The sequence below is a fragment of the Lysinibacillus canaveralius genome (assembly GCF_047301505.1).
In the GTDB taxonomy this organism is placed as follows: domain Bacteria; phylum Bacillota; class Bacilli; order Bacillales_A; family Planococcaceae; genus Lysinibacillus_B.
On sequence record NZ_CP154840.1, the window covers coordinates 2922349 to 2938554 of the forward strand.

Here is a 16206-nt window from a genome sequence, read left to right on the forward strand (position 1 = left end):
TTACCCTTGGACGCGTGTAATTTTTACATCCTTTAGTATTTGGTTGATGACCCAGCTCGCTGCAATCAAACCGGCGACTGACGGTACAAATGCATTAGAGGAAGGAGGCATTTTCGCTTTACGAATTTCTGCATTCGGGTTACCCACTGTCTCTACTACATCTGGTCGAACAACAATCGGAGATTCATCAGAAAACACGACTGTTACGCCCTTTTTAATTCCTTCTTTTTTCAGCTTCGTACGGATAACTTTTGCCAATGGGTCTGTATGTGTTTTTGAAATATCTGCAATTTGGAAGCGTGTTGGATCCATTTTATTTGCTGCCCCCATGCTTGAAATAATGGGAATATTTCTTTTTAAGCATTCCTTCATAATATGGATTTTGTACATAACCGTATCGGAGGCATCAATAACATAATCAATTCCCTGAGCAAAAAAATCTTCATATGTTTCCTCTGTATAGAACATATGCATATCGATTACTTCACACTCTGGATTAATATCCGCAATACGCTCTTTCATTACAGCTGATTTTGACTTGCCAACAGTCGACAAATAAGCTACAAGCTGACGATTTACGTTTGTAATATCCACATTATCCTTATCTACTAATACAATGCGCCCTACTCCGCTGCGCGCACAAGCTTCGGCAGCAAAAGAGCCTACCCCGCCTACACCTAAAATGGCGACTGTTGTATTTTGAAGTTTTTCAAGTCCTTCTTTACCAATCGCTAGTTCATTTCTGGAAAATTGGTGTAACATATAGCAACCTCTCAATCATAATTATTCTACTCGGAATTATACACACTTACATTTGTGTCTGCAATAAAAAATAAAACCCTTCTACTGTATAGTAGAAGGGAAATAGACAAGGAATAGGACGAATCCCGAATGTGCCGTCATGTTACACATCGTTTTGAACCCGCACTCTAGCAGGGGGGTGCTCTCACTCCTACTTTAAACGTCCCGCTCCAATGGGGCATGTTCGCCATAGGAAAAATATCGAGCTCCCAACGATTTAATGTTCGGTCAAAACTGTTAAATAACACTTTTAAACGAACACCTCAGGATTCGTATTACTAATATCATATCATCATTAATCAGAATTTTCAAATCTTATTCTTCTAAAATGTTAAAAATTTTAGGTGAATACGATTCATTCGCTATGATAATATGCCATTCCCTATCCTGCAAAACTGAAGCATTCCTCTAAAGGAATGTACTTATTGAATACCCGTTTGCACATAGCTTAAACAAAAAAACAGGAGCATATTAGATACGCCCCTGTCTGTGTTTATTAGTCTTTTTTCACGGCAGTTATTGCCAAGTTCAGTTCCTGTAATTGAGCATCTGCGACCGCTGATGGAGCGGAAGTCAATAGACAGCTCGCTGTTGCCGTTTTCGGGAAGGCAATCGTATCACGCAAGTTTGTACGGCCTGCCAATAGCATAACGAAACGGTCAAGTCCGAACGCTAAACCACCATGTGGAGGAACTCCATATTCAAATGCTTCTAACAGGAAGCCGAATTGTTCGCGTGCCTCCTCTTCCGTGAAACCTAATAGCTTAAACATCTTGTTTTGTAATTCTGGCTCATAAATACGTAATGAACCGCCGCCAAGCTCATAGCCATTCAATACGATATCGTATGCTTGTGCACGAACAGCAGCAGGATTTGTATCCATTAGTTCAAGGTCCTCATCGAATGGACGAGTGAATGGATGGTGTGCTGCATAATAGCGTCCTTCTTCTTCATCATATTCGAATAATGGCCAATCTACAATCCATAAAAATGCAAACTTAGACTCGTCAATTAAATCAAGCTCTTTTCCAAGTTTCAGACGAAGTGCGCCTAATGCGTCTGCCACGACATTTGATTGATCAGCACCGAACAATAATAAGTCGCCTGCTTCAGCGCTCATGCGTTCGATTAACTTATCAGCCATTTCACCTTCGAAGAATTTTGCAATCGGACCGTTTAATCCTTCATCCGTTACTTTTAGCCATGCAAGCCCCTTTGCCTTGTAGATTGCTGCAAATTCGCCAAGTGCATCAATATCTTTGCGCGAGAATTTTTCAGCAGCACCTTTTACGTTGATTGCCTTTACCTCTCCACCATTTTCGATAGCACCAGAGAATACTTTGAAGCTTGAGTCTTTTACGATATCGGAAAGCTGCACAAGCTCCAAGCCAAAGCGCACATCTGGCTTATCTGAACCGTAGCGAGCCATCGCTTCTTGATAGCTCATTCGTTGGAATGGTGCTTCTACTTCGATGCCTTTTACTTCTTTCATTACCGCTTGGATAAGACGTTCATTCATTTCAATAATTTCATCCATTGACATAAAGGATGTTTCGATATCAACCTGTGTGAATTCGGGCTGACGGTCTGCACGTAAGTCTTCATCACGGAAACAACGGGCAATTTGGAAGTATTTCTCAAATCCTGATACCATCAGCAGCTGTTTGAATAACTGTGGCGACTGTGGTAAGGCATAGAATTCTCCTTCATGTACACGAGATGGTACTAAATAGTCACGTGCACCTTCTGGCGTTGATTTTGTTAAAATTGGTGTTTCTACTTCTAGGAAGCCCTCTCTTTGCAGAAAGTTACGAATTGTTACCGTTACATCCGAACGCATCTTGAATGTATCAAACATAACAGGACGACGCAGATCCAAATAGCGGTATTTCAAACGTAAATCTTCTGATACTTCAACTTTATCCTCTATTGCAAATGGCGGATTTTTTGCTTCATTAATAATTGTCAGTGTATCTGCCAGGATTTCAATTTCACCTGTTTTAATATTACTGTTAATTTGTGCAGCATCTCGAAGAACAACTTTCCCTGTTACTTCAATTACATACTCACTACGAATTTTTTCAGCTACTTCCAGCGCATCTTTCGCTTGATCGCCAAATACTACTTGAACAATTCCTGAACGGTCACGCATATCAACGAAAATCAAACCACCTAAATCACGGCGCTTTTGAACCCATCCTTTTAATACGACTTGCTCGCCTTGATGAGCAGCTGTTACCTCACCGCAGGCATGTGTACGTTGTGCCATCTTGTAATTCCTCCAACTTCATTCTATCTATTTTTGTAATACGAAACTCACTAGTTCAGTAAAGGCTACCTTTTCCTGATTGCCTGTTTCCATTTCCTTTACATTAACTGCCTGCTCTTCAAGCTCTGTCTCTCCAAGAACAATGACATATTTAGCCCCTTGGCGATCAGCCGTCTTCATTTGGGCCTTCATTTTGCGATCGGCATAATCCATATCTGCCGAAATACCATTTGCGCGGAATGCGCTCACTAGCTCAACCGCTTTTGCTTTTGCCGTTTCACCCATGACAACAACATACATATCAAGTTGATCATTGTCTTCTAATGCTACACCTTCAGCTTCCAATGCCAAAAGCAGACGCTCGATTGAAAGTGCAAAGCCAATACCCGGTGCATCCGGACCCCCGATATCTTCTACGAGACCATTGTACCGGCCGCCGCCGCAAAGCGTTGTAATCGCCCCGAAGCCCGATGCCGTAGACATAATTTCAAATGCAGTGTGGTTGTAATAATCAAGACCACGTACAAGATTCGGATCTACTTCATAAGGAATATTTAAACGATCCAAATAATCCTTTACTTTAGCAAAGTATTCAGCAGAATACGCTGTTAAATAATCCGTTAAAGCAGGTGCACTCGCCATCAGCGGATGTTCACGATCCACTTTGCAGTCTAGGATGCGCAGCGGGTTTTTCTCCAAACGTTTTTGACAATCCGAGCAAAATTCACCGATAGATGGCTCAAAGTGATTAATGAGTGCTGTACGGTGTGCATCTCGTGTTTCTTTATCACCTAATGAGTTGAGGACTAGTTTCAAATCCTTCAAACCGGCTTTTTTATAAATATCCATAGCAAAGGAGATGACTTCTGCATCGATTGCAGGATCTGCTGAACCAATCGCCTCCACGCCGAACTGCACAAACTGGCGGTAGCGTCCTGCCTGCTGCCGTTCATAACGGAACATTGGTCCGATATATGATAGCTTTACGGGCTGATCAGGCTGCCCGAACATTTTATGCTCCACATAGGCCCGCACAGCTGCTGCCGTTCCTTCTGGACGCAGTGTCAGCGAACGTCCTCCACGGTCGGTAAATGTATACATTTCCTTTTGGACGATATCTGTTGTATCTCCTACACCGCGCTGGAATAATTCTGTTGATTCAAAAATTGGTGTGCGAATTTCCTTATAACGATACACATGGCTAAGATCGCGCAGTACCTTTTCTACTTGCTGCCACTTCTCAGATTGACCAGGTAAAATATCCTGCGTCCCACGAGGTACTTTAAAACTCATGAATTACACTTCCTCTCTTGTTTCTCTATAGCATTTCATTTATGAAATGACCGCTGGATAGGTAATGTATTTGGTTCATTACTTTAAATAAAACTTTACTACCCGAGCAGCTTCACTATCGCAAAAATAAAAAAAGCTCCCGTCCCCTGCTTATAGCAAGGGACGAAAGCTGTAACTTCCGCGGTTCCACCCTAGTTGATGCGCCATGCATCCACCTCGTAATCGGATAACGGCCGATTCCGTTTTTCCCTACTAAACGTTTGTTTTTCAGGAAAAAGCCTCCCAAGTGTTATTCGCATCATACATACTGCAGGAAAACTTTCAGCCCATGATTTTCCCTCTCTTATCAGCATTGGTACTTACTACTTGCTTGATCAACAGCGCTTAATTTTAGATTATACATAATCTTAATGTTGCATACCTGTCTTGTCAACTATTTTTTAGAAAGACATATCTCATTTGACATAAATAAAGAAGACAAATCGTTTTATATTAGCTAATATCTCCTATTATTTCCTTTTAACTAAAATAACTATAGATTTTAATACATAATTGCTTTTACAATGGAGATAGCCCGCTTCTACAAACATTTACTCTATTTATGTTGAAAGGAGGCCTGCATAATGAGACAAGCATTCCATCTATTCATTGTTTGTACACTCATCTTTTCTATCGCGTTGCCGACTGCTTCCAAGGCTGCCGGTGATGATTTAGTCGTTACTGCTGAAGTCTTAAATCTCCGGGAAGGTCCAGGATTGTCTTATCCAATTCTTTTAAAACTCCAGGAAGGGGACACTGTTTCGACAATTGAACATGCTGGAGATTGGATTCATGTTAAGGCAGGAAATACAGAAGGCTGGATCGCTGGCTGGATGACACGAGCAAACACGGGAACAGAAAGTAAGCAGGAGCAAAAAGTTATTATTTCCCAAGTTGATCATCTAAATGTACGTGCGGAACCCTCTCTTTCCTCAACCGTACTAACACAGTTATCCTCAGGTAACGAAGCGACATACATAAAGTCACAGAACGATTGGATTCAAATTCAGTATGGAACAACTACAGGCTGGGTATCCAACCAATATGTAACTGTTAAGGAGCTTTCTAAAGCGGCAGCTGATGAAATGGTGGAGACACCAAATGAGGGCAATATATTCACGGTTACCGTGGATGCTGTAAATGTGAGAAAAAAAGCAGATTTAACGTCGAAGCGCGTTGGTGTGGCCTATCGAGGAGAACAGTTCAAAGTATTAGAACAGTCGAATAACTGGGTTCACATTCAATACAAAGACAATACAGAAGGCTGGATTTACAAATTCTACGGCTCTTTTGGAGCAAAAGAAACAAAATCTACTTCTGATGCGTCTTCTTCAAGCGGCAGTGTTACGGTCATATATGAAGGGACAAACCTTCGGGCAGAGGCTTCTACATCCGCTGCAATTGTTCACCGTGCAAACGCTGGTGAAACATATAGCATTGTTGAAACAGAAGGTGACTGGTACAAAGTTTCCGTGAGCGGAAATAAAACCGCATATGTCGCGAATTGGGTTGTCTCACCTACCGATTCAGTTCAGCAGCCCGCTGCCACTAAAAAGGCAGCCGTTAAAAGAAAAAAAGGAACATTGAAAGGGTTGACGATCGTCATCGATCCGGGGCACGGCGGGAATGACCATGGAACGACCGGCAGCAGAGGAACAGATGAAAAAGGAATTACGTTAAAAACCGCTGAACTGCTTAAATCAAAGCTTCGGGCAGCAGGTGCCGATGTCATTATGACCCGGGAATCTGATGTATATGTAGACCTGCGGAAACGGGTTGCTGTTTCTCATCAGGTGGATGCCGATGCTTTCATCAGCCTTCATTATGATGCAACAGAAAATAGTTCTGTTTCTGGTATTACAACCTATTATTTAAACAGCAATCAGCAGGAGCTGGCACAATATGTACATGCCAAACTCGCTAAAAAGGTAGATCTTCGCGATCGCGGCGTACAGCCAGGTAATTATCTTGTCCTTCGTGAAAACCGCCAAAAAGCTATTTTAATAGAGTTAGGCTTTTTGAGCAATCCAAGTGAAGAGCGATCAATCACAACAGATTATTATCGTGAACAAGCAACACTTGGCATTTATGAAGGTATCCTTAATTATTTTGATTCCCAACTATAATAGTAAAAAAGGGCATGCTGAGTCAGCATGCCCTTTACATATTGGAGAGCAACCTCTTGGCAATCATTTGGAATTCATCCGGCCCGATTCCTGGTGCAAACTCCTCAGGAAGCTCATCCAGTTCCGGTACTTTCCCTCCCTTAGGCATACCTTCCACTACAACTAGCTGCTCATTCGTTGTTGGGTGCGGGCCCTTCCAAATCTGTCTAATCCCTTCGTAGTCCCCAACATAATTCCAGGTAAATAAAACATTTCCATCTCCACGGTCTTCATATTTCCGAGCCGTATCAAATACCCGGTTATCAAGATTCGGGATCGGCAGCATCTTTGTTACATCTACACCCGTTGCCATTTCAAGTGCCTTTGCATATGCCACGATATGTGTACCGCCCCGCACAAGTAAATAGCCGATCATTTCCCGGGCCGTTGGATGGTCTGTCATTTCATACACCCGCATCTTGTGTGTACGCGCGCCGCACTCTAGGAAGAAATTGTGCAGAAGGTCAAGCACTAAATTACCGCTCGACGTTACGAAATCCCCGTTCCACGGTTTTCCCATCGAATCCACAGGCATCGATGCTTGAGCCGCAGCGATAAAACTTTGGGTATTCCGCAAATTTTTGGCATTTTGTAAAGGGCTCAAATCAGGCGGCGCTGCAAAGGAATTTCCTTTATTCAGAAGGTTAATGGTTGTTGCCACAAGTTCTACATGACCAAACTCCTCCGCTGTAATACTTGCAACTAGATCATAGAATGGCTTAAGTTTCTTTTTTCCACGGAAGTTGAAAGATTGATACATATAATTGTTCAGTGTCGACATTTCCCCAAATTTTCCGCCTAGCAGCTCCTGAACGGCACTTGCCGCATTGGCATCGCCGTATTCGACATTCGGCAGCTCGATCGCCAAGCGATTGACACGTTGAAACATAAAAACACCTCCGTCTTGTCTTTTGTAACATATGACAAGGCGAAGATGCTTATACCGGTTATTAATGATATGTGGACATAATTACATCGTAATTTGGAGCTCTAAACGGGCGCAAAGCTGCAGTTTATACTGTGTCGAAGGACGCTGCTTCTTTTAAGCCCTACTCTTACAGTTTTACAAGTTTCGCTTATCCCCGTATTTCTGCTGCCGCTCTTAAGACGCAACAGACCTCTCCTGAAGGAAATTAAACTCTAGCAACAGTAATCCAAACAATTTCATCCATTCGAATAAAGAAAGGTGTTTGACAAATTTCAACGACGATATGATCCGGTAATACTGAAGTTAGAAGCCCCTGTTGAATATTTTTACCAGTTTGCACGACAATTTGCTGACCGATTAAGCCTTTTACTGTTTCAAATAAATATGGATTTGATATTTGCATTGACATATTCTCCACCCCTTTAAGGTTACACGTTCGCTCCTATTGTATGAGGTAGAATTGAAAAAGTTTACTTGGCAGAATCGACAATAATTGTAACAGGTCCGTCATTTATTAACGCGACATCCATCATTGCACCGAAAACCCCTGTTTCCACATGCAAGCCATACGCACGTAGAGCCTCATTAAACGCTTCCCATAATGGCTTAGCCTGTTCAGGACGTGCTGCTCCTGTAAAGCTGGGACGTCTGCCCTTCTTTGTTTCTCCATATAGGGTAAACTGCGACACTGATAAAATATCACCGCCCGTCTCTAGGATGGAATGGTTCATCTTCCCTTCCTCATCTTCCCAAAGACGAAGTTCAGCAACCTTCTTTGCACAATAGGCGATATCTTCTGCTGTATCTGTGTTTGTGATGCCTACTAATAATACATACCCATTATCGATTGCACCCGTCACAGTTCCCTCCACCGTAACGGATGCTTGTTTTGAACGTTGAATGACTACTTTCATATTTCTCTACCTTCTATTCTTTAGTTGATGACACGCTGCACAGAATAGATGTCCGGCAGCTGCTTAATCCGATCGACTACCTTATGAAGCCCTGAAATATTCGTAATCGCAATCGTCAGATGAATTGTGGCAATTTTATCACGATCCGCTCTTCCTGAGACAGCCATAATATTTGTTTTCGTTTCACTAACAGCCATCATGACATCGTTTAACACACCTGGTCTGTCGAATGCAGAGATTTCAATATCAACTGGATATTCTTTGCGGTGAGACGGAGCATTTTCCCATTCTACCTCAATTAGACGCTCTGACGTTTCCCCTTCTTGAATGTTCGGACAATCAGCACGGTGTACAGAAACACCGCGGCCCTTTGTAATAAAGCCAACGATTTCATCCCCTGGCACCGGCGTACAGCAGCGCGATAAGCGGATAAGCAGATTATCGATTCCTTTTACAACCACACCTGTTTCCGTACGTTTTGTGTTTACCGGCTTCGCCATTTCTCGAGCGATTTTTTCGAGCGCTTCCTCATGCTCACGCTCTTTTCTCATTTTTTCCGCCAGGCGGTTTACAATCTGCTGCGCCGTGATACCACCGACACCAACAGCAGCGTAAAGATCTTCTTCATGTGTATAATTGAACTTTTCTATAACGCGTTTAATATTTTCAGGTGTCAGTACATCTTTATGATCGAATTCTTGGGCTTTAATTTCTTTCTCGACCAAATCGCGGCCCTTTTCGATATTTTCTTCACGCAGATTTTTCTTGAAGAATTGTTTGATTTTATTTTTTGCTTGTGAGCTTTGGGCAATTTTAATCCAGTCACGGCTTGGACCAAATGATTGCTTGGATGTTAATACCTCGATAATATCGCCCGTTTTCAGCGGGGTATCAAGGGGAACCATTTTACCATTTACTTTAGCACCAATTGTTTTATTGCCGACCTCAGAGTGAACTCGGTAAGCAAAATCGATAGGTACTGAACCGGCTGGCAGCTCCACGACATCTCCTTTTGGTGTGAAAACATATACCATATCAGAAAACAGATCAAACTTCAGAGATTCCATAAACTCCTCAGCGTTGGATGATTCATTTTGGAACTCTAAAATTTCCCTAAACCATGTTAATTTTTGATCGATGCTTTCCCGTTTGTTATCAGCATTTTTTCCTTCTTTATAAGCCCAGTGAGCCGCAATCCCGTACTCGGCAATTTTATGCATTTCCTTTGTACGGATCTGCACTTCAAGAGGGTCTCCATAAGGGCCTATGACAGTTGTATGAAGGGATTGGTAAAGGTTCTGCTTTGGCATGGCAATGTAATCTTTAAAGCGTCCAGGCATCGGTTTCCATAAGGTATGTACGATCCCGATGACCGCATAGCAATCCTTAATGCTATCAACAAGAATACGAACGGCTAGTAAATCATAGATTTCATTGAACTGCTTTTTTTGCATAGCCATTTTACGATAAATAGAGTAAATATGCTTTGGACGTCCGTATATATCAGCATCAATCTCCATCTCCTCCAGCTGTGACTGGATTTCGACGATGACATTATCCAAGTATTTTTCCCGCTCATCACGCTTTTTTTTCATCAAACTAACGATCCGGTAATATTGCTGCGGGTTCAAATAGCGCAGTGCTGTATCCTCAAGCTCCCATTTAACTGTGTTGATTCCTAGACGGTGAGCGAGTGGTGCAAAAATTTCAAGTGTCTCTTTTGAGATACGGCGCTGCTTTTCAGCAGGCAAGTGCTTTAGTGTGCGCATATTGTGCAATCGGTCTGCAAGCTTGATCAAAATAACGCGTATATCCTGTGCCATCGCGACAAACATTTTACGGTGGTTCTCTGCCTGCTGTTCTTCCTTAGACATATACTTAATCTTTCCAAGCTTCGTTACACCATCAACCAGCATGGCTACTTCTTCATTAAACGCATTTACTAAATCCTCACGGGAAACATCGGTATCTTCTACAACATCATGCAGAAATCCAGCAGCAACCGTTTCCGGGTCCATCTGTAAGTCTGCCAAAATGCCTGCTACTTGCACAGGATGTATAATGTAAGGCTCTCCAGAACTGCGGAATTGCTCTTTATGTGCTTCCTTTGCCACTTCATATGCTTTCACGACAAAAGCGACATGTTCATCATTCATATATGATTTCACGAGCTCGAAGACGTCTTCGGGCGCCAAAATTTGTTCTTTCGCCATAAAATTAGTCCACCTTGTAATCAATATTTTCTCTTCGAATGGTAATAACTTTAATTGTATAAAAAATCCCTATACATTGTAAAGACACACTAATTTATAGGAGGATGCAATACGCAAATTTGAATACTTTGTGAAAAAAACCGTGGACAAAAGCAAGTACTTGCATTCATCCACGGTTTGTTTAGACTAAATGATCAGTCAACGTATTAATATGTGATTAACGTTTTAACTGGATAGTTTCCAATTTTTTCTCGGCCCTTTAATTCCTCAAGCTCGATAAGAAACGCACAGCCGACTACTTGTCCGCCAAGCTGTTCGATTAGACGGATTGTTGCATCTACTGTACCGCCAGTAGCAAGCAAATCATCACAGATCAGCACTTTTTGGCCAGGCTTCACAGCATCTCTATGCATTGTCAGTGTATCTTGACCATATTCTAGGCCATAATCAGCACTGATTACTTCACGTGGAAGCTTTCCAGGCTTACGTACAGGGGCAAAACCGATTTCAAGGGCATAAGCCACTGGACAACCGATGATGAATCCGCGTGCTTCCGGACCTACGATGATTTCTGCTCCTACTTCTTTTGCATATTCAACGATTTGGTCAGTTGCGTATTTGTATGCCGGACCGTTGTCCATAATAGTGGTAATATCTTTGAAGCTGATGCCTTCTTTAGGCCAGTTCTCCACCGTTGTAACGTATTGCTTTAAATCCAATTTATTTTCCTCCTTAAGAGCCGGAGCCCTTCATTCGTTCATTAAACCATTGTTTGAGTTCTGTATAGGTTGCGTATAAGAGTTTCTGCTCTAATTCAATTTGTGCTGAACGCATTTTATATGACGGTGCCTCTTCTAGCGCACGCTTCGGCGCATTTTCAACAACAGTCGTCAAACCATCCTCTATTTTAACAAATCCAAGCTCAAAAAACACCTTAGTCATAAATTTAATTACGTCAATATTTAGTCCAATATGCTGCGATAATTGTCCAATATGCATTTTTAAGTTAAATGTCGGACGTTTCTTCAGAAAAGCATAGTACCAGCTGAAGTGCTGCCGTGTCGGCATACCATCGAAATATTGAGAATCCGGAGTGTAAAAATGAGCATAAATCCGTTTAAATTGTTTTTCTCTCAGCATCTCTTCTAAAAGGGATACATTTGCAGGCATATCTAACAGCACGATATAGGATTGCAGCTCATTATAATCTTCTCTATTGCCAATAAGCTGGATAGGTTTTTCAATAACTTTTGTATATTGCTCAACCGTTTTGGGCTGGAAGGCTACAAAATCAGTATGCTCTAGAGAAAGCTTCGATAACCAATTAGCTGCCTGGCTTTTCCCTCGAAAATCATACAGCTGCCATTCATCAGCTTGAACATCTTCTATCATGAATTGTGCCTTTTTATTCCCTTGCCATTCATTTATTTGCAGGTCGCCTACAAAGGAAACTTGAACGCCGTATGAAATGTCATTGAACAAGTATCCCTTGCCAAAACCGATTGCATCAATCTTTCCGTACGTATCCTCCAATTCCAGTTTCAAATGATTTTCCTGAGCTCCGATTCGGCGCATGGAAGAGACATTTACCTTTTCCAGCGCAAATACCGGCTTGGCAAACTCTGTGCCAAACGGTCCCAGCTTTCGAATTTCTTCAATAGCCGCTACCGACACCTCACTTAAATCCACAGGAACGTCAATATACAGTTTTGGCACCAGCTGCTCTTCTGTTAATGCTTCTGCCGCTTGCCGATGAAGGCGGCTTCTCAGCTCGTCCACATGCTCTAGTGGAAATGTCATGCCAGCTGCCATCGGATGTCCACCGAAATGCGGGATAATATCGCGATTTTTCGCAAGCTCTTCATAAAGATGGAACCCTTCAATACTTCGGGCAGAACCTTTTGCTGTTCCTTTTTCCGCATCAAGTGACAGGACGATGGTTGGCTTATAATACTTTCCGACAAGACGGGAAGCAACGATTCCAACTACTCCAGGATTCCAGCCTTCTTTTGCGACGACAAGAACAAGGCTGTCTCGAATTGTTTCATCTGAGTCAATCATCGCAATTGCTTCTTCTGTAATTGTGTTAACAATATCCTTGCGCTCATCATTTTTTTCGTTTAGCACCTTTGCTAAGTGATCTGCCTGCTGTTTAGAATCGCTCATTAAAAACTCTACACCCGGCATAGCTGATCCGAGGCGCCCAATCGCATTCAGCCGCGGTCCAAAATAAAAGCCAATCGTTTCTTCATTAATCTCCTGCTGTTTAACACCAGCAGCCTCACAAAGCGCTTTTACCCATAGGCTGGTTGATGTTTTTAATGCTTTAATTCCCTGTTTCACTAAATAGCGGTTTTCTCCCTTTAACGGAACCAAGTCGGCAATCGTCCCAATGGCGACATATTCAAACAAATGATCAGGGACTTCCCCATACAGTGCGTGTGCAAGCTTAAACGCAACCCCCACGCCAGCAAGCTCTCCGAATGGATAGTGACCCTCCGGAACACGAGGATGAAGAATAACATCCGCATTCGGCAATGTTTCTCCTGCCTCATGGTGATCGGTCACGATGACATCCATTCCTAGCTCTTTTGCCACACGGATTGGTTCAATCCCGCTGATCCCATTATCAACCGTTATAATGAGCTGCACGCCATTTTCATAGGCCTGTCTGAACAGCTCCTCATGTGGTCCATAGCCGTGCGTGAAGCGGTTAGGGATCATATAGTCGGCATCCGCTCCTAAATCCAGCAGAACATTCATCATGACAGTCGTACTCGTAATACCGTCGCTGTCATAATCGCCATAGACTAATATTTTCTCGCCCTCTTCAAGCGCCCGGTTAATCCGCTCAACTGCCTGTTTCATTCCGTGCATCATAAAAGGATCATGAAAATCACGCTCATTTATCTTTAATAGAGATGCTGCCTGCTCTTCAGAGCTGCACCCCCTTGCTACAAGTATCTTTGCTGCTATCGCAGAAATGCCCAGCTTATTTTGTAATTGCTTCACAAGCTCTTGGTCCGGACGCTGGACAATCCATTTTTTCACTGATTCAATCATTCTCTCACTTCCTTATGAAATCCATTATAACGATTTTTTCTTTTAAATAGGAAGAATACGAATAGATTTGTAGAATGAAAACGTATCTCACCCTAAATAATGAATGAGCGATTGCATGAAAAAAGTGTACCGGACCCAGTCCGGTACACTTTCTCTCTTATACGATAGGCTCGTCTGAACCCCATTGTTTCTTTTCTTTTTTCACAACCGAAGTGCCTTTTTTCTTCATTTCTCGAGATTTTAATGTATACCAAATTTGTGCTGCGATGCAGATGGATGAGTACATCCCTGTCACTAAACCGATTAATAAAGCAATCGAGAAGTTTTGGATAGATGGTGCACCAAATGCAATCAACGCGATTACAACAATGATAACCGTCAATACAGTATTAACAGAGCGTCCCATTGTTTGGCGAAGAGACTTGTTGACGATTAACGCCAGCTCTTCTTTTGTCGTAATCTTTTCGGAACGGTCAACATTTTCACGAATTCGGTCAAATGTAACGATTGTATCGTTAATAGAGTAACCGACAATTGTCAGTACAGCCGCAATGAATGTAATATCTACCTCTAAACGAAGCAAACTGAAAATTGCTACGATGAAGAACACGTCATGCAGTAAGGATACAATAGCTCCGACACCCATTCGCCATTCGAAACGAACAGCTACATAGATGATGATACCGAGCGCTGCAATAGCAAGTGCCTTCATAGCATTTTTGACAAGCTCCTCACCGACCGTTGATGACACCGTGCTGACGTTTGCCTCATGTCCATAGTCTTCAAGAACCTGTGCCTTAAGATCCGCAATCTCTTCGCGTGTAAAGTCATCTTTGTAGCGCATAACTGCTACGTTTTGTTCTTCACCGGAAATGATTACATCTTCATTTGCAAAGCCGATAGAATCCAAATAGTCGACAACCTGCTCTTTTGTAAACGCCTCATCTGATTGGATATCAACCCGTGTACCGCTTGAGAAATCGATCCCTAGATTTAGACGGTAGATTCCAATGATGGCTGACCCAACTAACAGAATAATTAAGGAGAAGGCATAGAATTTTTTGCGGTTGCCTACAAAATCTAAACGGTCGAACTTTGTAGACAGGTCAAGTGTAGAAATGCCTTCCTCTGGTTTATGCTGCTTTGACTTTGCAATACCAAACCATGCCGGGTTATTGAAGTAGCCGCTGTTTACTAGCAGGCCTAGTAAAACACGAGAACCCCAAACTGCTGTAACAAATGATAAGATAATCGAAATACTTAATGTTGTCGCAAAGCCTTTCACCGAGCTTGTACCAAAGAAGAACAGTACAACTGCAGCAAGCAATGTTGTCAGCTGCGCATCGACAATAGCCGATAGTGACTGTTTAGAGCCGAGCTGGAATGCTTCCTTCACCGTATGACCAACACGAAGCTCTTCACGGATACGTTCCGCCGTCAGGATATTGGCATCCACTGCCATCCCGATTCCAAGCACGACGGCCGCAATACCCGGTAATGTCAATACAGCGTTGATGCCATTGAATACAACAAGCACCAAGTACGTAAACACAACCAAGGTAATAATAGAAATAAATCCAGGCAGGCGGTAATACAGCAGCATAAAGATAAAGATTGCAGCAACACCAACGATACCGGCAAATACTGTATCATTTAATGCATCTTTACCAAACTGTGCACCGACAGATGTCGAGTAGATTTCTGTTAATTTAACAGGCAGAGAACCTGAGTTAAGAACACTCGCAAAACTTTTTGTTTCTTCTACTGTGAAATTACCTGAAATTTGCACATCTGTTGAGTTAATGACTTCATTTACTGTAGCAGCAGATTCAAATTTTGGGTTAGCCTTTGCTGCTTCAGCTGCATAGGAATCTACACCTTCTTCAAAGTCTAGCCACACAACTAATAAATTTTCACCTGGGGGACGCGAAGAGATTTCACGCGTTACTTCCGCAAATTTATTAGCATCCTTCAATTTTAGGGTAACGATCGGCTGGTTCTGCTGATCGAACGTATCAGTTGCACCGCCCTCTTTTAAGTCCGTGCCATCTAACAATACGTTATCATTAACATCACGGAATGTGAGCTCAGCCGTACTTGATAACAGCTCACGCGCAGATGACTGGTCATCTAATCCGGCAAGCTGTACACGAATACGGTCTTCCCCTTCTACCTGAATGCTTGGCTCACTAACACCAAATGCATTAATCCGGTTCCCTAAGGCCGTTGTTGTATCAGCCAGGACCTTCTGGGTTACCTCTTGTCCATCGACAAGCGATTCGACTTCATACAATACTTCGAATCCACCCTGTAAATCTAGTCCTAGTTTTACATCTTCTAGAATTCCTTTTACCGTCGTACTCATACCTGCAAATAGCAATCCAACTACAAGTATAAACGTAATGATACGGTTTGCTAATTTCATCTGTAAATCCTCCTCAAAATGTATGCTGACGCACACGAGAAAGAGCGCAAACAATATGCGCCCTTTCTTTTACTTCTATAGCAGTAGCCACTCGCT

Annotated in this window: 11 protein-coding genes, 1 other RNA gene and 1 other annotated feature; of the genes, 1 reads left to right on the forward strand and 11 read right to left on the reverse strand. The window is 42.5% G+C overall.

Going from position 1 to position 16206, the window contains the following annotated elements; all coding sequences use genetic code 11:
• The 4 genes from AA0Y26_RS14865 to hisS all read right to left on the reverse strand — a co-directional run bounded on the left by AA0Y26_RS14865 (window position 1) and on the right by hisS (window position 4363).
• A complete protein-coding gene (locus AA0Y26_RS14865) occupies window positions 1-762 on the reverse strand; it encodes a ThiF family adenylyltransferase (protein ID WP_413362867.1) in 762 nt (253 codons plus the stop codon).
• A 118-nt stretch (window positions 763-880) separates the two neighbouring features.
• A non-coding RNA gene (ssrS, locus tag AA0Y26_RS14870) (6S RNA) lies at window positions 881-1074 on the reverse strand.
• 223 nt (window positions 1075-1297) lie between these two features.
• Window positions 1298-3070, reverse strand: a complete 1773-nt coding sequence (gene aspS, locus AA0Y26_RS14875) for an aspartate--tRNA ligase (RefSeq protein WP_413362868.1) — start codon at window positions 3068-3070, stop codon at window positions 1298-1300.
• Between the two features lie 27 nt (window positions 3071-3097).
• A complete protein-coding gene (gene hisS / locus AA0Y26_RS14880) occupies window positions 3098-4363 on the reverse strand; it encodes a histidine--tRNA ligase (protein WP_413362869.1) in 1266 nt (421 codons plus the stop codon).
• A gap of 155 nt (window positions 4364-4518) precedes the next feature.
• Window positions 4519-4750 (reverse strand) — a binding site (T-box leader).
• 236 nt (window positions 4751-4986) lie between these two features.
• On the opposite strand from hisS, the gene AA0Y26_RS14885 reads away from it, so the two are divergent.
• Window positions 4987-6528, forward strand: coding sequence for an SH3 domain-containing protein (locus tag AA0Y26_RS14885; protein WP_413362870.1), 1542 nt, complete (start codon window positions 4987-4989; stop codon window positions 6526-6528).
• A 34-nt stretch (window positions 6529-6562) separates the two neighbouring features.
• Here the strand turns inward: AA0Y26_RS14885 and AA0Y26_RS14890 are convergent, their stop codons facing one another.
• The 7 genes from AA0Y26_RS14890 to secDF form a co-directional block, all read right to left on the reverse strand.
• Window positions 6563-7456: a manganese catalase family protein gene (locus AA0Y26_RS14890; RefSeq protein ID WP_413362871.1), complete on the reverse strand. Its 894-nt coding sequence runs from the start codon at window positions 7454-7456 to the stop codon at window positions 6563-6565.
• A 244-nt stretch (window positions 7457-7700) separates the two neighbouring features.
• Complete coding sequence (locus AA0Y26_RS14895) at window positions 7701-7904, reverse strand: DUF2642 domain-containing protein (RefSeq protein WP_413362872.1); 204 nt, start codon at window positions 7902-7904, stop codon at window positions 7701-7703.
• 61 nt (window positions 7905-7965) lie between these two features.
• On the reverse strand, window positions 7966-8409 hold the full coding sequence (dtd, locus tag AA0Y26_RS14900; RefSeq protein WP_413362873.1) for a D-aminoacyl-tRNA deacylase: 444 nt from the start codon (window positions 8407-8409) through the stop codon (window positions 7966-7968).
• Window positions 8410-8429: 20 nt separating this feature from the next.
• Window positions 8430-10622, reverse strand: coding sequence for a RelA/SpoT family protein (locus AA0Y26_RS14905; RefSeq protein ID WP_413362874.1), 2193 nt, complete (start codon window positions 10620-10622; stop codon window positions 8430-8432).
• Window positions 10623-10828: 206 nt separating this feature from the next.
• Window positions 10829-11341, reverse strand: a complete 513-nt coding sequence (locus AA0Y26_RS14910) for an adenine phosphoribosyltransferase (protein WP_413362875.1) — start codon at window positions 11339-11341, stop codon at window positions 10829-10831.
• Window positions 11342-11354: 13 nt separating this feature from the next.
• Window positions 11355-13685 carry a single-stranded-DNA-specific exonuclease RecJ gene (gene recJ, locus AA0Y26_RS14915; protein ID WP_413362876.1) on the reverse strand — a complete coding sequence of 777 codons (2331 nt, stop codon included), beginning with the start codon at window positions 13683-13685 and terminating at the stop codon, window positions 11355-11357.
• A gap of 157 nt (window positions 13686-13842) precedes the next feature.
• On the reverse strand, window positions 13843-16110 hold the full coding sequence (gene secDF / locus AA0Y26_RS14920) for a protein translocase subunit SecDF (protein WP_413362877.1): 2268 nt from the start codon (window positions 16108-16110) through the stop codon (window positions 13843-13845).
• Window positions 16111-16206: the final 96 nt, after the last annotated feature.

Excerpts from the sequence above, each read along its gene's own strand:
- AA0Y26_RS14865 (WP_413362867.1), bottom strand. The coding sequence starts at position 762 with ATGTTACACCAATTTTCCAGAAATGAACTAGCGATTGGTAAAGAAGGA.
- aspS (WP_413362868.1), bottom strand. The coding sequence starts at position 3,070 with ATGGCACAACGTACACATGCCTGCGGTGAGGTAACAGCTGCTCATCAA.
- hisS (WP_413362869.1), bottom strand. The coding sequence starts at position 4,363 with ATGAGTTTTAAAGTACCTCGTGGGACGCAGGATATTTTACCTGGTCAA.
- AA0Y26_RS14885 (WP_413362870.1), top strand. The coding sequence starts at position 4,987 with ATGAGACAAGCATTCCATCTATTCATTGTTTGTACACTCATCTTTTCT.
- AA0Y26_RS14890 (WP_413362871.1), bottom strand. The coding sequence starts at position 7,456 with ATGTTTCAACGTGTCAATCGCTTGGCGATCGAGCTGCCGAATGTCGAA.
- AA0Y26_RS14895 (WP_413362872.1), bottom strand. The coding sequence starts at position 7,904 with ATGTCAATGCAAATATCAAATCCATATTTATTTGAAACAGTAAAAGGC.
- dtd (WP_413362873.1), bottom strand. The coding sequence starts at position 8,409 with ATGAAAGTAGTCATTCAACGTTCAAAACAAGCATCCGTTACGGTGGAG.
- AA0Y26_RS14905 (WP_413362874.1), bottom strand. The coding sequence starts at position 10,622 with ATGGCGAAAGAACAAATTTTGGCGCCCGAAGACGTCTTCGAGCTCGTG.
- recJ (WP_413362876.1), bottom strand. The coding sequence starts at position 13,685 with ATGATTGAATCAGTGAAAAAATGGATTGTCCAGCGTCCGGACCAAGAG.
- secDF (WP_413362877.1), bottom strand. The coding sequence starts at position 16,110 with ATGAAATTAGCAAACCGTATCATTACGTTTATACTTGTAGTTGGATTG.